The sequence below is a fragment of the Nocardioides ochotonae genome (assembly GCF_011420305.2).
GTDB lineage: Bacteria > Actinomycetota > Actinomycetes > Propionibacteriales > Nocardioidaceae > Nocardioides > Nocardioides ochotonae.
Genome location: NZ_CP061769.1, coordinates 1,993,069 through 2,011,043 on the forward strand (window position 1 = coordinate 1,993,069; position 17,975 = coordinate 2,011,043).

At 71.4% G+C, this 17,975-nt stretch carries 17 protein-coding genes; all 17 read right to left on the reverse strand.

The window, feature by feature from the left end; genetic code table 11:
• Positions 1-18: 18 nt before the first annotated feature.
• Positions 19-897: a diacylglycerol kinase gene (locus tag HBO46_RS09650; protein ID WP_166138423.1), complete on the reverse strand. Its 879-nt coding sequence runs from the start codon at positions 895-897 to the stop codon at positions 19-21.
• 32 nt (positions 898-929) lie between these two features.
• Positions 930-1,364, reverse strand: a complete 435-nt coding sequence (locus HBO46_RS09655; RefSeq protein ID WP_166138420.1) for a hypothetical protein — start codon at positions 1,362-1,364, stop codon at positions 930-932.
• Between the two features lie 7 nt (positions 1,365-1,371).
• The gene (tatC, locus tag HBO46_RS09660; protein WP_224769473.1) at positions 1,372-2,217 is read right to left on the reverse strand and encodes a twin-arginine translocase subunit TatC; all 846 of its coding nucleotides are present in this window, start codon (positions 2,215-2,217) and stop codon (positions 1,372-1,374) included.
• Between the two features lie 4 nt (positions 2,218-2,221).
• Positions 2,222-2,503: a twin-arginine translocase TatA/TatE family subunit gene (tatA, locus tag HBO46_RS09665; protein ID WP_207950069.1), complete on the reverse strand. Its 282-nt coding sequence runs from the start codon at positions 2,501-2,503 to the stop codon at positions 2,222-2,224.
• Positions 2,504-2,549: 46 nt separating this feature from the next.
• Entirely contained in the window at positions 2,550-3,536 is a 987-nt protein-coding gene (locus HBO46_RS09670; RefSeq protein WP_166138417.1) for a helix-turn-helix transcriptional regulator, read from the reverse strand.
• A complete protein-coding gene (locus HBO46_RS09675; protein ID WP_166138414.1) occupies positions 3,533-4,552 on the reverse strand; it encodes a helix-turn-helix transcriptional regulator in 1,020 nt (339 codons plus the stop codon). Before HBO46_RS09675 ends, HBO46_RS09670 begins: the two co-directional genes overlap by 4 nt.
• A 60-nt stretch (positions 4,553-4,612) precedes the next feature.
• Positions 4,613-5,575 (reverse strand): FKBP-type peptidyl-prolyl cis-trans isomerase, encoded by a 963-nt coding sequence (locus tag HBO46_RS09680; protein WP_166138411.1) that lies wholly within the window; start codon positions 5,573-5,575, stop codon positions 4,613-4,615.
• Positions 5,576-5,729: 154 nt separating this feature from the next.
• Entirely contained in the window at positions 5,730-7,091 is a 1,362-nt protein-coding gene (gene pafA, locus HBO46_RS09685; protein ID WP_166138408.1) for a Pup--protein ligase, read from the reverse strand.
• A 100-nt stretch (positions 7,092-7,191) separates the two neighbouring features.
• The gene (locus HBO46_RS09690; protein ID WP_166138405.1) at positions 7,192-8,190 is read right to left on the reverse strand and encodes a hypothetical protein; all 999 of its coding nucleotides are present in this window, start codon (positions 8,188-8,190) and stop codon (positions 7,192-7,194) included.
• A gap of 157 nt (positions 8,191-8,347) precedes the next feature.
• Positions 8,348-9,148 carry a proteasome subunit alpha gene (gene prcA, locus HBO46_RS09695; protein ID WP_166138402.1) on the reverse strand — a complete coding sequence of 267 codons (801 nt, stop codon included), beginning with the start codon at positions 9,146-9,148 and terminating at the stop codon, positions 8,348-8,350.
• Positions 9,145-9,990, reverse strand: a complete 846-nt coding sequence (prcB, locus tag HBO46_RS09700) for a proteasome subunit beta (protein WP_166138399.1) — start codon at positions 9,988-9,990, stop codon at positions 9,145-9,147. The genes prcA and prcB overlap by 4 nt, the downstream gene beginning before the upstream one ends.
• Positions 9,991-9,994: 4 nt before the next feature.
• Positions 9,995-10,192 carry a ubiquitin-like protein Pup gene (locus tag HBO46_RS09705; protein WP_166138396.1) on the reverse strand — a complete coding sequence of 66 codons (198 nt, stop codon included), beginning with the start codon at positions 10,190-10,192 and terminating at the stop codon, positions 9,995-9,997.
• Positions 10,193-10,351: 159 nt separating this feature from the next.
• Positions 10,352-11,863 carry a depupylase/deamidase Dop gene (gene dop / locus HBO46_RS09710; RefSeq protein WP_166138393.1) on the reverse strand — a complete coding sequence of 504 codons (1,512 nt, stop codon included), beginning with the start codon at positions 11,861-11,863 and terminating at the stop codon, positions 10,352-10,354.
• A gap of 208 nt (positions 11,864-12,071) precedes the next feature.
• Complete coding sequence (locus HBO46_RS09715; protein WP_166138390.1) at positions 12,072-13,454, reverse strand: glutamate decarboxylase; 1,383 nt, start codon at positions 13,452-13,454, stop codon at positions 12,072-12,074.
• Between the two features lie 323 nt (positions 13,455-13,777).
• The gene (arc, locus tag HBO46_RS09720) at positions 13,778-15,520 is read right to left on the reverse strand and encodes a proteasome ATPase (protein WP_166138936.1); all 1,743 of its coding nucleotides are present in this window, start codon (positions 15,518-15,520) and stop codon (positions 13,778-13,780) included.
• Positions 15,521-15,745: 225 nt separating this feature from the next.
• Positions 15,746-16,645, reverse strand: coding sequence for a tRNA (adenine-N1)-methyltransferase (locus tag HBO46_RS09725; protein ID WP_166138933.1), 900 nt, complete (start codon positions 16,643-16,645; stop codon positions 15,746-15,748).
• A 137-nt stretch (positions 16,646-16,782) separates the two neighbouring features.
• Complete coding sequence (locus HBO46_RS09730; protein WP_166138387.1) at positions 16,783-17,949, reverse strand: site-2 protease family protein; 1,167 nt, start codon at positions 17,947-17,949, stop codon at positions 16,783-16,785.
• Positions 17,950-17,975: the final 26 nt, after the last annotated feature.

Here is a 17,975-nt window from a genome sequence, read left to right on the forward strand (position 1 = left end):
GCCCAACCTACGTGAGGCTCAGGCGAGCACGGTGAGTGCTCCCGGCGCACACTCCACGGTGAGCGGCAGCGGGCCGAAGCGCTCCCCGTCGGCGTAGGTGACGATGCCGGGTGCGGCGATGGTCACCCGGCGCACCAGGTGGCGCTCGTACTGCGGGTGGGTGACGTGGGTGCCGCGGAACAGCTTGGGGTAGGTCCGCACCAGCGAGAGCTTGCTGAGCGGCTTGATCACCACCACGTCGAGCAGCCCGTCGTCGAGCGAGGCGCCCTCGGTGATCCGCAGCCCGCCGCCGAAGGACGGGCCGTTGCCGACGGCCACCAGCATCGCGTCGGTGCGCAGCACCTCCCCGTCCAGGTCGAGCACGTAGGACAGCGGCCGGAAGGTGCGCAGCTCGGCCACGGTGGCCAGGTTGTAGCGCATCTGCCCGCGCGGCCAGGTCATCGTGTTGGCGCGCTCGTTGACGACGGCGTCGAAGCCCGCGCACAGCACGGTGGAGTAGTACGTCGCGCCGCTGCGCGCCAGGTCGACGACCCGGGTGCGCCCGGCCAGCACCCGGTCCACGGCCGCCGCGGGGTCCCTGGGGTCGATGGCGAGGGCCCGGGCGGCGTCGTTGCCGGTGCCGGCGGGCACGATCCCCAGCGGCACCCCGGTGCCGGCCAGCACCTGCACCGCGACGTGCACCAGCCCGTCGCCGCCGACCGCGACCACCGCGTCGACGCCGTCGGCGACCGCGGCCCGGGCCAGCTCGCCGCTCTCCACGGCGTCGGCGCCGGCCAGGTCGCGCACGTGCACGCCCGCCTGGCGCAGCCGCCCGATGGTCAGCGCCCGGGCGCGCGCGCCGCGGCCCTTGCCCGAGGTGGGGTTGGAGAGCACTGCGATGTCGCGCGGGCCGGTCACGGCCGAACCCTAGGCCATCGGCGCCGGGGCGCTCAGGGCGTACGCCGCGGACCGCCGCCGAGGCGCAGGCAGGCGCTGTAGCGCTCGGGGCTGGCCCCGACCGCGCGCGCCAGCCGGCCGAGGGCGTCGAGCACCAGGTCGGCGTCGAAGCCGGTGCCCGGGATCGCGAGGGTGAGCCGGTCCTCGCGGGCGACGAGATACACCTCGCCGCGGTGCCAGGCCTGGTGGGTGCGGGTGCGGTCGGGCTCCCCCACCACCGGCACCGGGTACGCCGCATCGACGGCCAGCAGGTCGCAGTCGACCACCGGCCCGTCGGCGGCCGGGTGCGCCGCGGGGTGCAGCATCCCCACGACCAGGTGCCCGGCGCGCAGCCCGGAGCGGGAGGCCCAGGTGACCTCGCCGGTGCCCAGCCAGTCCGGGAGGTCGAAGGGGTCGAGCTCGCGCAGCGGGGCGGGCGCGGTGCTCATCGCCGGCTCACAGGGTCGAGACCTCGTCGTCGTCCCACTGGTCGGTGCCGTGGGCGCCGCGGCCGCGGCGGCGGTCGATGAGGCGGGAGACCGCCTCGGCCACCAGGAACAGCACCAGCATCGGGACGGCCAGCATCAGCATCGAGAACGGGTCGGTCGAGGGAGTGGCGACCGCGGCGAACACGAAGGTGCCGACGATGATCCAGGCCCGGTAGCGCCCCAGGACCTGGCCGCTGAGCACACCGGCGAGGTTGAGCATGATCACGAAGAGCGGGATCTCCATCGCGATCCCGAAGACCAGCATCATCCGGGTGAAGAAGCTGAAGTACTCGCCGAACTCGACGAGGTTCTCCAGCCCGTCGGGGGTGAACCCGATCAGGACCTCCAGGCCCTTCGGGAGCACGTAGTAGCCCAGGGCGACGCCGCCGATGAACAGCGGCCCGGCGACCCCGGCGAACAGCCGGGTCCAGTGCTTCTCCCCCGGGTGCAGGCCCGGGACGATGAACGCCCAGATCTGGTAGAGCCAGTACGGGCTGGAGGCCACGATCGCGGCCACCCCGCACAGCTTCAGCTGCAGCAGCAGCGGGCCGCCGGCGCTGGCGATGTAGGCCTTGGTCTCGATCGTGTCGGGCAACGCGGCCCGCGCGTCGTTGTACGGGTCGAGGACCAGGTCGAGGAGCTGGTCGTAGAAGAACAGCGCCACGACGAAGGCCACGACCAGCACGGTCGCGGAGCGCAGCAGTCGGGCGCGGACCTCACGCAGGTGGTCCGAGAGCGCCATCCGGCCACCCGGCCCGACCGGGTGCTGGGGGCGACCGGAGTAGAGGCGTACGAACCCGGAGAGCGCGGACAAGCCCTCAGGCCGTGTCGCCGCGGCGCCGGCGCTCGGCCTGGCGCTCCGCCTCGACACGCTCCTGGTCGAGCAGGGCCTGGCGGGCCTCGATCTCGCGCTGCTCGGGGGTCTTGAGCTCCTCGTCGTCGTCCATCAGGCCCTTGGTCTCGGCCTTGAAGATGCGCAGCGCGCGACCGCTCCCGCGGGCGAGCTCGGGCAGCTTGCTGGCGCCGAAGAGCAGCACCAGGACGGCGAGGATGATGAGCAGCTCGGTGGTGCCGAGGCCTGCGATGAGCGGGGTGATCATGATGTCCTCACGGTGCTGGTAGACGGCGTTCTCAGTCTACGCCGGGTCAACGGTAGAGGCCGAGCGTGTCTTGCGCCGCGGCGCGGAACTCCTCGGCGATCGCGTCGGGCCGCACGACCCGGGCGTGCGGGGCCAGGCGCAGCAGCAGCCGGGTCAGCCAGCGGCGGTCCGCGACCAGCAGGTCGACCTCCGCCGCGCCGTCGGCCAGCGCCCGGACCTCCTCGACCGGGTAGTACTCCACCACCCACCGGGCGGCCGGGTCGAGGTGCAGGGTCACCGGCAGGGCGTCGCTGGACGGCGGGAAGAAGCCGGCCGAGAGGTCGCGCGGGGCGACCGGCTCGGAGACCACCGGGTGGTCGAGCACGTCGGCGGAGCTGATCCGGTCGAGGCGGAACAGCCGCGGTGCCTCGGCGGAGTGGCACCAGGCGTCGAGGTAGGCCACGTCGCGCGCGGTCACCACGCCGCGCGGGTCCACCACCCGGTCGGACTCCTCGTCGCGCGAGGGCACGAAGTAGGTCAGCCGGACCTGCCGGCCGCGGTCGGCGGCGTCCTGGAGCCGGCGCGCCAGCAGCGCCTGGTCGGCGTCGACCGCGTCGGTGCCCGGGTCGATCCGGGGTGCGGCGGAGCCCTCGGCGGCGGCCGCCTCGAGCTTGGCCAGCGCCCGGTCGACGACCTCGCGGGTCTCGGCGCCGGCGCCGTTGCGCAGAGCCCGGAGGGCGACGATGACGGCGGTCGCCTCGGTCGGGGTGAGCCGCAGTGGCCGGGCCAGGTAGTCGGCGTTGGACACCCGGATCACGCCGTCGCCCTCGGGGTCCTCCAGGGCGTCGAGGTCGACGTCGATGAGGTCGTCGGGATAGCCCCCGGGCAGCCCGCACATCAGCAGGACCTTGAGGTCCTTGAGCAGCTGCTTGGGCGCTACGCCGAGGGCGCGCGCGGCGTCCTCGAGACGTACGCCGTCGCGCGCGTGCAGGTAGGGCACGAGGGTGAGCAGGCGGGCCACCTGCTCCTTGGCGCCGAGCGGGGCCTGGGTCATGCGCGCTCCTCGGCGGTGGGGTGCGGTGCGGGCCGGTCGACCGGCCGGTCCCCCGGCTGGCCAAGGGCGGCCGCGAGTCGGTCGACGACGGAGCGGCGCAGCGCGTCGGGGGCCTCGACCACGACGTCCGGGCCGTGGCCGAGGACCTCGTCGACCAGGCCCAGGCTGCGGCTCAGCGAGACCCGGTCCCAGCGGGTGCGGGTGTCGGGGCCGGGCACGTCGGGCTCGACGGCGTCGGCGCCGCGGCGCAGCGCGTGCCCGGCGCCCTGGCGCACCAGCAGCACCGCGTGCTCGGTGGACGGGGCCGGCGCGAGGCGGCGCGCCACCTCGCGCACGTCGGTGCCCGGGGGCACGTCGTACGCCCCGGGCCGGCCGGTGCGTCGCGCCTGGCCGCGCACCCGGGAGAGCCGGAAGACCCGCTCCGCCCCGCGGTCGATGTCGTGGCCCACGACGTACCAGCGCCCGGAGTAGCGCACCACTCCCCACGGCTGGAGGCGGCGCCGGGTGGCGGTGTCCGCACCGGGGCGGGCGTAGTCGAAGACCACCGCGCTGCGCTCCTGGGTGGCCTCCCAGAACACGTCGAAGGACGGCTCGTCCGCGCTGAGCCGCGGCTCGACGATGTCGAGGGCGGTGGTGTCGACGTCGATGCCGGCGGCGCTGAGCTTGCGGACGGCGTCGCTGGTCGCCGCGGCGAGCCGGGCGTGCTGCCAGACGCGGGTGGCGAGGCCGATGACCGCCGCCTCGTCGGGGCGCAGGTCGATCTCGGGCAGCGCGAAGTCGGCGGGCGAGATCCGATAGCCCGGCTCGTCGTCGAACAGCGGGTCGATCTGGTCCACCTCGACCGGTACGCCGAGGCTGCGCAGCTCCTCCTTGTCGCGCTCGAACATCTTCTCGAACGCCTCGGGGGTGGAGTCGGCGTAGAGGATCGAGCGGATCCGCTGCTTGGGCACCGGGCGGCGCTGGACGAGCAGCATGATGAGCAGGTTGAGCAGCCGCTCACTCTTGGCCACCGTCACGCCGGTCCCCCTCCGTCGGTCCTCACGCCGTCATTCTCGCTCACCCCCGAGCCGATCGGCTCAGGACGCGGCGAGGATGTCCACGACGAAGTAGAGGGTGTCGGTGCCCTTGATGCCGGCGCCGGGCTGACCCTTCTCGCCGTATCCCCAGGCCGGCGGGATCGCGAGCAGGACCCGGCTGCCGATGGTCTTGCCGACCAGCGCCTTGTCCCAGCCCTTGATGACCTGGCCGGTGCCGATGCCGAACGAGGCCGGGCTCTTGGTGAAGGACTCGTCGAACGGCGCGTCCGCGCCGTACACCTGGCCGAAGTAGTTGACGGTGATCGTCTGGCCCTTCTCGACCGTCGCGCCGTCGCCGACGACCAGGTCGGCGCCGAGCAGGCGGCCGTTGGGCTTGGGGGCGTCGGTGAAGTCGAGGCCGGTGACCGCGTCGGTGTCGTCGGTGACGACCTCGGGCGTCCACGCCGGGGCCTCCTGCTCCTTGCCCTGGGGGCGCTCGAGGACGTCGGCGGTGCCGAGGATGTCCATGATCACCACGATGGTGTCCTTGTTGGCGATCTGCAGGCCGGGGTTGCCGCCGTCGCCGAAGAACTCGTCGGCCATCGCGACGGTGGCGATCCGCGAGCCGACCTGCTGGCCCTCGAGGCTGTCGCGGAAGCCCTCGGCCAGGCTGTCGTTGAGGGTCAGCGTCTGCGGCGTCTTGGAGTCGTAGGTGCTGAACGACTCCGACTCGGTGTAGCCGTTGCCGATCCAGATGTGCGCGGTGACCTCGTTGCCGGCGGCGACCTCCTCGCCGTCGCCCTCGGAGAGCACGGTGGTGTCGCTGCCCTCCTCCATCTCGATGCGGCCGTCCCAGCCGACCCGGATGGCCTTGCCGTGCGCGCCCTTGATGCTCAGCGACTCCAGCAGGTCGTCGGCGGAGGCAGAGGCGGCGCTGCTGTCGTCGTCACCGCACGCGGACAGCGCGGGCAGGACGAGCAGCGGGACGAGGAGTGCGGGCAGGCGGCGCAGGCGTCGCGACACGGAGATCACCAATCGGCTCGGGAGTCGGTGCCCGGGGGTCGAGCTCGGAAGTCAAGCTCGGAAATCGGGCGAGGCGAACACTAGACGGCGATGCTGAGAGGACCCGGCACCGGTACGCCGCGGGTCGCGCTGGGTCCGCGGCCCGGACCGGGGGTCACATGCCGTCGATGAGGCGCTGGACGCGGTCGTCGTAGGCGCGGAACGGGTCCTTGCACAGGACGGTGCGCTGGGCCTGGTCGTTGAGCTTGAGGTGCACCCAGTCGACGGTGAAGTCGCGGCGGCGCTCCTGGGCGCGGCGGATGAACTCCCCGCGGAGGCGGGCGCGGGTGGTCTGCGGCGGCACGGTCTTGGCCTCGAAGATGCGCAGGTCGCTGGTCACCCGGGCGACCTGGCCGCGCTTCTCGAGCAGGTAGTACAGCCCGCGGTTGCGGCGGATGTCGTGGTAGGTCAGGTCGAGCTGGGCGACCCGCGGGTGCCCCATCGCCAGGCCGTGCTTGGCGCGGTAGGCGTCGATCAGCTTCAGCTTGATGACCCAGTCGATCTCGGTGTCGACCAGGCCGAGGTCGTCGGACTCCACGGCCTTGAGACCGCGCTCCCACAGGTCCAGTGCACGCTCGATGACCGGGGTGGCCAGCTCGCGGCGGTCCACGAAGTCGCGGGCCTTGGCGAGGTACTCCCCCTGGATCTCCAGCGCGCTGGCCTCGCGGCCGTTGGCGAGCCGGATCTTGCGGCGTCCGGTGACGTCCTGGGAGATCTCGCGGATGGCGCGGATCGGGTTCTCCATCGTGAGGTCGCGCATCACCACGCCCTCCTCGATCATCCGCAGCACCAGGTCGCAGGAGGCGACCTTGAGCATCGTGGTCGTCTCGCTCATGTTGGAGTCGCCGACGATGACGTGCAGGCGGCGGTACTTCTCCGCGTCGGCGTGCGGCTCGTCGCGGGTGTTGATGATCGGGCGGCTGCGCGTGGTCGCGCTGCTGACGCCCTCCCAGATGTGCTCGGCGCGCTGGCTGATGCTGTACGACGCCCCGCGCGGGGTCTGGGTCACCTTGCCGGCGCCGACGATGATCTGGCGGGTCACCAGGAACGGGATCAGCACGTCGGCCAGCCGGTTGAACTCCCCCGCCCGGCTGACCAGGTAGTTCTCGTGGCAGCCGTAGGAGTTGCCGGCCGAGTCGGTGTTGTTCTTGAACAGGTAGATCTCCCCGGCGATGCCCTCGTCGTGCAGGCGCTGCTCGGCGTCGAGCAGCAGCCCCTCCAGGACCCGCTCCCCCGCCTTGTCGTGCGTCACCAGCTCGATGACGTCGTCGCACTCGGGGGTGGCGTACTCCGGGTGGCTGCCGACATCGAGGTAGAGGCGCGCCCCGTTGCGCAGGAACACGTTGCTGCTGCGCCCCCAGCTGACCACCTTGCGGAACAGGTAGCGCGCCACCTCATCCGGGCTCAGCCGCCGCTGCCCGTGGAACGTGCACGTCACGCCGTACTCGTTCTCGATCCCGAAGATCCGCCGCTCCATGGGGCCACACTACGGCGCCGGTGGGTGGTGGGTGTGAGATGCGACACGGTACGCCCGGGTGTTGTGGTTTGGTCCCCAACGACAGGAAATGGCGCCGATCTCATGCAGTTCGTGACCAATCGTCGAAGCCCATCGCCCGCCGCCAGCGGTTCAGGGTGCGGGAGCGGCCCTGTTCGTCGTACAGGGAGTTGGCGACCAGCCGGCGCCACCGCACGACGCGGCGCGGGTCGTGAGCGCGCCCGAGGGCGCGGTCCAGCTCGTGCATGACGATGGCGGGGTGGTTGAGCAGGTCGTCGAGGGTGAACCCGCGACGCTGGTAACCGGTGCCGCTCCAGCCGCGCTCACGCCGCAGGTCGGCTCGGTGCTGCGCGGCGCGGCGATGCCCGGCCCCGTCGTACTCGTGCACCGCGCCGAGGGCGGAGACCAGGAGATCGGCCCGTCCGAGGAAGGTGCCGGCGGCGTCGTACAGGTCCACCTGCGGCTCGACCTGGACCTCCATCTGCTGGTGGAACAAGCGCAGGACGGTCTCGCCGGCGGACTCGCACCGCGCGGTCGCGAGGTCGTACGCCGTGCGCGCGACCCGGACCCCGGGTCGGCCGCTGGACAGGAGGGCCTGCATGCGATCGGGGTCGAGGTCGCCGGCGGCGAGTGCGGAGTCGATCATGATGACGAGGTCGAGTACGCCGAGGTCGCGTGCCGCTCGCAGGAGGATCTCCTCGGGGGCGTCGACCGGGAGACCGTGCCGGAGCTCGATCGTGCAAGTGCCCGCCGCGGGCTCGACGAGCCGGGAGCAGATGAGGCCCGGGCGACGGGGACGGCGTTCGGTGCCGTGCACCGCCGCGAAGACGGGCACCTGCGGCGGGACCGCCGGTAGCCGCCAGCCGCGCAACCGGGCGCCGGTGAGATGGGTGAAGGCCGCGCCGGGCGGCAGCACCCGGGTCCAGGCCCGCAGCTCGCGAAGGAACTCCTCGTGGTCACCGAGCCTCTCCGCCTTGCGCAGGTACAGCCCGTGGCTGACCCGCCGGAACGAGGTCAGGCGCACCTGGCCCCGCACGACTTCGGCGTGCGGGTGGACGGAGTCGGTTCGTGGCGGCGGCATTCTCAGATGCTGCGACCGCAGGTGGGTGCCGAAACCGGGCGACGGCGTGCTGTGGACGGGGCCCGGGTCTCGGGGCGTCGATGGGCACGTTTGGTCCCCAACGACATCGACCGGGGCCGAAGAACTGTCGTTGGGGACCAAACGTGGCCCGGTGCGGCTAGCTGAGCGGCGGGGCGACCGGCGGGTCGGGCTCGCCGGCTTGGGTGGCGGTGCCCTGCGGGGCCGTCGACTCGACGGCGGTGGTGGCACCCTCGGAGGGCACCCGGTCCCCCAGCATGGTCTCGAGCCGCGACGGGCTGAGCCGGCGGAACTTGCGGGTCTGCGAGCGGGTCCGGTCCAGGACCGCCACCTCGAGGTCGTCCACCGGGATGACCCGGTCCTCGGTGTCGTTGTGCCCGAGGGCGGAGACCGCGAGGTGCAGCGCGTCGTCCAGCGAGGTGCCGGTGGAGTAGCGCTCCTTGAGGTAGCTGGCCACCGACTCGGCGGCGCCGCCCATCACGGCGTACCCGTGCTCGTCGGCGACCTGGCCGTCGTAGGTCAGGCGGAAGATCTGGTCCTGCTCGGGCGTGTCGCCGATCTCGGCGACGAAGAGCTCGACCTCGTACGGCTTCTCCCCGCCGCTGGAGAAGATCGTGCCGAGCGTCTGGGCGTAGGCGTTCGCCAGACCCCGGCCGGTGACGTCGCGTCGGTCGTAGGCGTAGCCGCGCATGTCGGCCAGCCGGACGCCGGCGATCCGCAGGTTCTCGAACTCGTTGTAGCGCCCGACCGCGGCGAAGGCGATGCGGTCGTAGATCTCGGAGACCTTGTGCAGCGCCTGCGAGGGGTTCTCGGAGACGAACAGGATCCCGTCGGCGTACTGCACGGCGACGACGGACCGGCCGCGGGCGATGCCCTTGCGCGCGAAGTCCGCCCGGTCCTTCATCTGCTGCTCGGGCGAGACGTAGAAAGGCATGCTCATGCGGCGGGACCTCCGGGAAGGCCCGCGAGCGGGCCGTCGGGACGGGACATGCGGGCGGCGATCATCCGGTCGGCGACCTCGGCCACGGTGGCCTCGGGCAGGCGGCGCCCGCCCTCGCTGGTGATCACGTGCACCATCGGGAAGATCCGGCGGGTCATGTCGGGGCCCCCGGTCGCGGAGTCGTCGTCGGCGGCGTCGTACAGCGCCTGTACGGCGGTCATCACGGCGTCGGGCTCGCTCAGGTCGGGGCGGTAGAGCTTCTTCAGCGCGCCGCGGGCGAACAGCGACCCGGAGCCGACCGAGTGGAACCCGGTCTCCTCGTAGCGTCCACCGGTGACGTCGTAGCTGAAGATCCGCCCGGCCGCGGCAGGTACGTCGTACCCGACCAGGAGGGGGACGACGGCGAGACCCTGCATGGCCAGCCCGAGGTTGCCGCGGATGAGGGCGGAGAGGCGGTTGGCCTTGCCGTCCATGGAGAGCGTGGTGCCCTCGATCTTCTCGTAGTGCTCGAGCTCGACGCCGAAGAGCCGGACCAGCTCGACGGCGATCCCGGCGGTGCCGGCGATGCCGACGGCCGTGAACTCGTCGGTGGCGAAGACCTTCTCGATGTCGCGCTGGGCGATGATGTTGCCCATCGTGGCGCGCCGGTCGCCGGCGAGTACGACTCCGCCGGGGAAGGTCAGCGCGACGATGGTGGTGCCGTGCGGGGCGAGGTCGCCGGCCTGGCCAGCGGGCAGCGCGCGGTTGCCCGGCAGCAGGTCCGGGGACTGCCCGGCGAGGAAGTCGGCGAAGGAGGAGACGCCGGGGCGCAGGTAGGCGGGGGGAAGACGCGGATCGCTCACGCGGTCACTCGCCGCCCTTCTGGATGAAGGACTTCACGAAGTCCTCGGCATTGGACTCCAGCACGTCGTCGATCTCGTCGAGGATGTCGTCGACCTCGTCGTCGATGGCTTCCTTGCGGTCGGCGACGTCGGTCTCCGGGGTGACCTCGACCGCGTCGTCAGTCTCCGCGGACTTCCGCGGTTGCTTCTGCTCCTGTGCCATGGACCGACCCTATCCACTGAGTGGGTGCTGTGGGCGGTGGTGAGCGGAGCGAATCGCCGGGGGCGGCCAGCGGGTGTCGTTTGGTCCCAAACGACAACGAAACCGTGCGCTGAACTGTCGTTGGGGACCAAACGTGGGTCTGCCGGGTCCCGCAAGGCCTCAGGACCGGGTGAGCACCGCGAACAGGTCGGTGGCGGTGGCACAGCGGTCGAGCAGCTCACCGACGTGCGCGCGACTGCCACGCAGCGGGTCGGCGGTGGGGACCCGCTGGAGGGAGTTGCGGCCGGGGAGGTCGAAGATCACCGAGTCCCAGGAGGCGGCGGCGACGTGCTCGGCGTACTTCTCCAGGCAGCGGCCGCGGAAGTACGCGCGGGTGTCGGTGGGCGGCTCGTGCATGGCCGCCTCGATCTCGGCGTCGTGGAGCAGCCGCTCGATGCGCCCGCCGGCCACGAGGCGGTGGTAGAGGCCCTTCTCGGGGCGGATGTCGGAGTACTGCACGTCGATGAGCTGCAGCTTCGCTGCGTCCCAGCCGAGGCCGTCGCGCTGGCGGTACTGCTCGAGCAGCTTCAGCTTCGCCACCCAGTCCAGCTCGGTGGCGCACAGCATCGGGTCCCGCTCGAGGCGGTCCAGCACCGACTCCCAGCGCGCCAGCACGTCGACGGTCTGGCGGTCGGCGTCGGTGCCGAAGCGGTCCTCGACGTACTTCTTGGCCAGGTCGAGGTACTCCATCTGCAGCTGGACGCCGGTGAGGGTGCGCCCGTCCTTCAGCCGCAGCGTCTGGCGCAGCGTGGGGTCGTGGGAGATCGCGCGCAGTGCCCGCACCGGCCCGTCGACGGAGAGGTCGCGGGTGATGAAGCCGTCCTCGATCATCGCCAGCACCAGCGCGGTGGTGCCGACCTTGAGGTACGTCGAGATCTCGGAGAGGTTGGCGTCGCCGATGATGACGTGCAGGCGCCGGTACTTATCGGGGTCCGCGTGCGGCTCGTCGCGGGTGTTGATGATCGGGCGCTTCAGCGTGGTCTCGAGGCCGACCTCGACTTCGAAGAAGTCCGCGCGCTGGCTGACCTGGAAGCCGTGCTCGCGCCCGTCCTGGCCGATCCCGACGCGGCCGGCGCCGCACACGACCTGGCGGCTGACGAAGAACGGCGTCAGGTGCCGCACGATGTCGCCGAACGGCGTGGCCCGGCGCATCAGGAAGTTCTCGTGCGCGCCGTACGACGCGCCCTTGTTGTCGGTGTTGTTCTTGTACAGCGCGATCGACGGGCCGCCCGGCAGCTGGCTGGCCCGGCGCTGGGCGTCGAGCATGATCTGCTCCCCCGCCTTCTCCCAGAGCACGGCGTCCAGCGGGGTGGTGACCTCCGGGGAGGAGTACTCCGGGTGGGCGTGGTCGACGTAGAGCCGGGCCCCGTTGGTGAGGATGACGTTGGCCAGCCCGAGGTCCTCGTCGGTGAGCTGGGTGGAGTCCGCGACCTGGCGCGACATGTCGAAGCCCCGGGCGTCGCGCAGCGGTGACTCCTCCTCGAAGTCCCAGCGGGCGCGCCGGGCGCGCAGCGTCGAGGAGGCGTAGGCGTTCACGACCTGCGTCGACGCCACCATCGGGTTGGCCATCGGCTGACCGAGCACGGAGATGCCGTACTCGATCTCGGTCCCCATCACCCGTCGCACGCTCATGTCTGTCAGCGTACGTCCCGACCGAGCCCGCCGGAGGGCGTCTGCGCCGCCGACCGGGTCGCCTCACCGGTCGCGCCGTCCGCACCAGGCGCTCGACAAGGCACGCGTCGGCAACCGGCAGGGACACGGGCCCGGAGGCGATAACGCCCCCGGGCCCGTTGGCGAGCCGTCCCGCGCGGGGGTGGCCCACCCGCCGACCATCGCGACCTCAGTGGTGGAACATGTGGGCCTCCTGCTCACGCGGCAGCGGGCCGGGAAGGGTGTCCAGGAACTCCACGCTCGAGCGGAGGCTGTCGAGCAGGCGGCTGGCCAGGTCACGGGACAGACCGTTGCGGACCACGATCCGCTGCACCGTTCGCTTCTCGAGGTTCTCGGGCAACGGGTACGCGGGCACCAGCCAGCCACGCTGACGCAGCTGGTCGGAGAGGTCGTAGAGGTTCCAGTTGGAGGTGTGGTCCGCCTTGAGCTCCCAGGCGAACACGGGGATGTCGGAGGCGTCGTTCCACAGCGTGAACGGGCCCATCGCCTCGATCTCCCGCGCGAGGTACTGAGCGACGTCGAGGCTCTCCTGCTGCACGGCCGTGTAGCCCTTCCGGCCGAGCCGAATGAAGTTGTAGTACTGCAGCAGGACCTGCGCGCCGGGCCGGGAGAAGTTCAGGGCGAAGGTCGGCATCTTCCCGCCCAGGTAGGAGACGTAGAAGATGAGCTCCTCGGGCAGGAAGTCCTTGTCCTTCCACACCACCCAGCCGATGCCCGGGTAGACCAGGCCGTACTTGTGTCCGCTGACGCTGATGGAGTGCACGCGGTCGAGCCGGAAGTCCCACAGCTTGTCCGGCTGCAGGAACGGCGTGATGAACCCGCCGGAGGCGGCATCGACATGGATCGGGATGTCGAGCCCGGTGTCCTGCTGGATCCGGTCGAGGGCGTCGCAGATCTTGCTGATCTCCTCGTACATCCCGGTGTAGGTCACGCCCATGATCGGGACGACGCCGATGGTGTTCTCGTCGACGTACTTCTCGAGCTCGAACCCGTCCATGGTGCGGTGCTCGTCGCTGATCGGGACGGTCCGGGTCTCGACGTCGAAGTAGTTGCAGAACTTCAACCAGCACACCTGGACCGCGGAGCTCATCACCAGGTTGGGGCGCTCGGTCGACTTGCCGGCCGCGCGGCGCGCCTGCTGCCATCGGCGCTTGAGGGCGAGGCCGCCCAGCATGCACGCCTCGGAGGACCCGATAGTGGAGGTTCCGATCGAGTTCGACGGGTCCGGCGCGTTCCAGACCTCGGCCAGGATGCGCCAGCAGCGCTCCTCGATCGCGGCGGTCTGGGGATACTCGTCCTTGTCGATCATGTTCTTGTCGAAGGTCTCGGCGTAGAGCTTCGAGGCCATCGGGTCCATCCAAGTGCCGACGAAGGTGGCGAGGTTCAGCCGCGCGTTGCCGTCGAGCATCGCCTCGTCGTGGACGAACTGGTACGCCGTCTCCGGCATCATCGGGTCTTCGGGCAACGTGAACTGCGGGATGTCCTGGGACTCTCCCGGACGCGCGAACAGCGGGTTGACGGCCAGCCGCTTCTCCATGTCGTTCTCGCTCATGTCGGCGGTCCTTTCGGTGCAGCCGCTCGGCGCCCCGAAGTGCTCGGGTAGGTGAGGGGCGCGGCACGACCACGGTGGTCAGCTGGAGCACTCGACTCGACGCTTGCACGGCGGCGGCGGGGCGAGTAGGGCCATGTGGCCCTGCCGCGGACCAGCGCGAAATTCGCGAGCCACGCGGCACGGGAGTGCCCGCGACCGTCGACGCTCACCCCGCACCGGGGCACAAGGACCCGGGACCAGCGGGCGCGGCGGACGGCGAGCGCTTCCTGAGCGCTCGCCGTCCGTGGGTCGTTGCCGGGCCGGGGGTGCTGGCCCAGAGGTGCCTAGAGGTACTGGCCGGTGTTGGAGACGGTGTCGATGGAGCGGCCCGGCTCGGTGCCCTGCTTGCCGGTGATCAGGGTGCGGATGAAGACGATCCGCTCGCCCTTCTTGCCCGAGATCCGCGCCCAGTCGTCGGGGTTGGTGGTGTTGGGCAGGTCCTCGTTCTCCTTGAACTCATCCACGCACGCCTGGAGCAGCTGGGAGACCCGCAGGCCGTGCTGTCCGTGGTCGATGAAGTCCTTGATCGCCATCTTCTTGGCCCGGTCGACGATGTTCTGCAGCATCGCGCCGGAGTTGAAGTCCTTGAAGTACAGGACCTCCTTGTCGCCGTTGGCGTAGGTGACCTCGAGGAAGCGGTTCTCCTCGGTCTCGGTGTACATGCGCTCCACGGTGGCCCGGATCATCGCGTCCACGCAGGCCTGCCGGTCCCCGCCGAACTCCGCGAGGTCCTCGGCGTGCAGCGGCAGGTCGGGCACGAGGTACTTGCTGAAGATGTCGCGGGCCGCCTCGGCGTCCGGGCGCTCGATCTTGATCTTCACGTCCAGGCGTCCCGGTCGCAGGATCGCGGGGTCGATCATGTCCTCGCGGTTGGAGGCGCCGATGACCAGCACGTTCTCCAGCAGCTCCACGCCGTCGATCTCGCTGAGCAGCTGCGGGACGATGGTGTTCTCCACGTCGGAGGACACCCCGGTGCCGCGGGTGCGGAACAGGGAATCCATCTCGTCGAAGAACACGATCACCGGGGTGCCGGTGCTCGCCTTCTCCCGCGCCCGCTGGAAGACCAGCCGGATGTGCCGCTCGGTCTCCCCGACGTACTTGTTGAGCAGCTCGGGGCCCTTGATGTTGAGGAAGTAGGACTTGCCCTCCTGCCCGGTGCGCGCCGCGACCTTCTTGGCCAGCGAGTTCGCGACCGCCTTGGCGATCAGCGTCTTGCCGCAGCCGGGCGGGCCGTAGAGGAGCACGCCCTTCGGGGGCTTGAGCCGGTGCTCGGCGAACAGCTCGGGGTAGAGGTACGGGAGCTCGACGGCGTCCTGGATCATCTCGATCTGGTTGCCGAGGCCGCCGATCGCGGCGTAGTCGATGTCCGGGACCTCCTCGAGGACCAGCTCCTCGACCTCGGACTTGGGCACCTTCTCGTAGACGTAGCCGGCGCGGGCGTCGAGCAGCAGGCTGTCGCCGGCGCGGATGGTCTCGCGCAGCAACGGCTCGGCGAGGCGTACGACGCGCTCCTCGTCGGCGTTGGCGATGACCAGGACCCGCTCGCCGTCGGCGAGCAGCTCCTTGAACATCACGACCTCGCCGACCTTCTCGTAGGCGAGCGCCTCCACGACGTTGAGCGCCTCGTTGAGCAGCAGCTCCTGGCCGGGCACGAGGTCGTCGGCCTTGATGCTCGGGCTCACCGTGACCCGCAGCTTGCGACCGCCGGTGAGGATGTCGACGGTCTCGTCGTCGTAACGCTCCAGGAAGGTGCCGAAGGTGGCCGGCGGCAGCGCCAGCCGGTCGACCTCCTCCTTGAGCTTGAGGATCTGGTCGCGGGCGTCGCGCAGTGTCTGCGCCAGTCGCTCGTTCTGGCCGTTGAGCGCCGCCAGCGAGCGCTCGGTGTCAGCGAGCTTGAGCTCGAGGCCGCGGGTGCCGCCCGGCGACTCGCTGAGTCGCCGGCGGAGGTCGGCCACCTCCGACTCCAGGTAGCGCACCTGGCGGGCGAGATCGTCCGCGGTCGGTCCGCCGGTGAAGCCCCGGTCCATGCCGAACGGGTTGTCAGATGTCATCTGCGCCACCTCCTATGTGGTGGCGACCATACCCGCGTGATAGTGGGACGGAAGGGGCCGAATGGCCGGGAAGGTCACGATTCGGTCCCGGGTGGGGTGGGACGTCTGGGACGCGGCCTGTTGACGTTTGGTCCCCAACGACATTCCGGGGGCCCGGATCGTTGTCGTTGGGGACCAAACGTCAACCCTGCGCGCGGGAAACTACTCCCCGTCGACGGCCTCGACCGGCACCCCGGGCGGCCGCGGACCGGTGTAGTCCGGTCCGTACGCGCCGGGCGCGGGACGGCGCTTCTTCAGCGGCGGGCGCTGTCCGGGGGCCATCCGGCGGGCGGTCACGAGGAAGGCGGTGTGGCCGATCATCTTGTGCCCCGGGCGGACTGCGAGACCCTCGACGTGCCAGTCGCGGACTAGGGACTCCCACGGCTGCGGCTCGGTGAACCCGCCGTGCAGGCGGACGGTCTCGACGAAGCGGGAGAGCTGGGTGGTGGTCGCGACGTAGGCGCACACGATGCCGCCGGGGCGCAGCGCATCGGCGGCGGCGTCCAGGCACTCCCACGGCGCGAGCATGTCCAGGATGATCCGGTCGCAGCGCTCGCCGGACGCGGGCAGCGCCTCGGCCAGGTCGCCGATCGTCAGCTCCCAGGCGGGGTGGTCGCCGCCGAAGAACTGGGTGACGTTGCGGCGCGCGACGTCGGCGAACTCCTCGCGGCGCTCGAACGACGACACCCGGCCCTGGGGTCCGACGGCGCGCAGCAGCGAGCAGGTCAGGGCCCCGGAGCCGACGCCGGCCTCCACCACGTGGGCGCCGGGGAAGATGTCGGCCATCGCCACGATCTGGGCGGCGTCCTTGGGGTAGACCACCGCGGCGCCGCGCGGCATCGAGACCACGAACTCCGAGAGCAGCGGTCGGAACACGAGGTACTCCCCGCCGGCCGAGGAGGTGACGGTGAAGCCCTCCTCGCGCCCGATCAGGTCGTCGTGCTCGAGGTGGCCGCGGTTGGAGAAGAACCGCTTGCCCGGCACCAGCTCGAAGTTGTGGCGCCGGCCCTTCTGGTCGACCAGGCGCACCCACTCCCCCACCCGCAGCGGGCCGCGGTGCACCCCGGACCAGGCCTCGGGGTCGACGTCGGGCGCGACCTCCGAGCTCGCCGTGGAGCCCTGTGGGTCTGCGCCGGTCGGGGCGTCGTCGGAAGCGGTCGCGGCGGCGTCGAGCTCGGCGTCAGGCACGAGCAGACACTTTAGTGCGAGGCGCGCTGGAACGCCGCCTCGACGTCGGCGGTGACCAGGACGCCGAAGACCGATCCGTCCGCCTCGAGCAGCAGGTACTCCGTGGCGGGGGTCTTGGTGATGGCGGCCAGCAACTGCTCGCCGTCGATGTCGGCGAAGAGGCGCAGGCCCGGCTCGAGCGTGCGGGTCACGGAGGAGACCGGCACCCACGGGCGCCGTTCCTGCGGTACGGCGAGGAGCGCGGCCTCGTTGACCAGACCGGCCGGCTCCCCGTTCGGCGCGAGGGTGATGACGCCGCCGGCCTGCGCCTCCTGGGCGCGGCGTACCGCCTCGGCGAGCGGGAGGTCCTCGGGCACCATCACGCTGCGCCGCGCGAGGATCCGCGGCCGCAGTTGGGGCAGGCGGGCCCGGACCTTGCTGGTGGCGATCGATGCGGAGGCGCCGGTCCACAGGAAGAGCCCGATGATGAAGGCGAGCACGAAGTCCACGACCTGCGGCTCGATCCCCAGGAAGACCTCCATGCCGATCGGCCACAGCAGCACCAGCGCGGCGGTGACTCGGCCACCCCAGCCGGCGGCGATGGAGCCGGTGTGGCGGTTGCCGGTCACCCGCCACACGCCGGCCTTCAGCACCCGGCCGCCGTCCAGCGGCAGCCCGGGGATCAGGTTGAGCACCCCGACCAGGAGGTTGGCGGAGGCCAGGCCCCCGACCGCCATGCCGATCAGGCCGCCGGGCACCACGAACCACAGGCCCGCGGCGGCCGCGCCGACGGCGATCGAGGTGAGCGGGCCGACGACGGCGATCCAGAACTCCTGGCGCGGGGTGCGCGCCTCCCCCTCGATCGAGGTCATCCCGCCGAGGAAGTGCAGCGTGATCGAGGTGACCTGGAAGCCGTAGTGCTTGGCCATCACCGCGTGCGAGGCCTCGTGCAGCAGCACCGAGCCGTAGAGGACGATCGCGAACGCCACGCCCGCGACGTACTTCAGCGCGCCCAGACCGGGCTGCACCTCCTCGACCGCGGGCGCCAGCACCAGGGCGATCAGGGCCGCCACGATGAACCAGGTCGAGGAGATCAGGACGTCGCTGCCGGCGATCGTGCCGACCTTGAACGTCCCGGCGGGTCGCGACGCGGAGCGGGTCGGGGCGCTGCCGGGCGTACGGTCGGGGTGTTCGGCCACGTCACGACGCTATCCGACGACGGGCG

Bases quoted from the DNA above. Each gene is read 5' to 3' on its own strand.
- HBO46_RS09655 (WP_166138420.1), bottom strand. From the start codon at position 1,364: ATGAGCACCGCGCCCGCCCCGCTGCGCGAGCTCGACCCCTTCGACCTC.
- tatA (WP_207950069.1), bottom strand. From the start codon at position 2,503: ATGATCACCCCGCTCATCGCAGGCCTCGGCACCACCGAGCTGCTCATC.
- HBO46_RS09670 (WP_166138417.1), bottom strand. From the start codon at position 3,536: ATGACCCAGGCCCCGCTCGGCGCCAAGGAGCAGGTGGCCCGCCTGCTC.
- pafA (WP_166138408.1), bottom strand. From the start codon at position 7,091: ATGGAGCGGCGGATCTTCGGGATCGAGAACGAGTACGGCGTGACGTGC.
- HBO46_RS09690 (WP_166138405.1), bottom strand. From the start codon at position 8,190: ATGCCGCCGCCACGAACCGACTCCGTCCACCCGCACGCCGAAGTCGTG.
- prcA (WP_166138402.1), bottom strand. From the start codon at position 9,148: ATGAGCATGCCTTTCTACGTCTCGCCCGAGCAGCAGATGAAGGACCGG.
- HBO46_RS09705 (WP_166138396.1), bottom strand. From the start codon at position 10,192: ATGGCACAGGAGCAGAAGCAACCGCGGAAGTCCGCGGAGACTGACGAC.
- dop (WP_166138393.1), bottom strand. From the start codon at position 11,863: ATGAGCGTGCGACGGGTGATGGGGACCGAGATCGAGTACGGCATCTCC.
- HBO46_RS09715 (WP_166138390.1), bottom strand. From the start codon at position 13,454: ATGAGCGAGAACGACATGGAGAAGCGGCTGGCCGTCAACCCGCTGTTC.
- arc (WP_166138936.1), bottom strand. From the start codon at position 15,520: ATGGACCGGGGCTTCACCGGCGGACCGACCGCGGACGATCTCGCCCGC.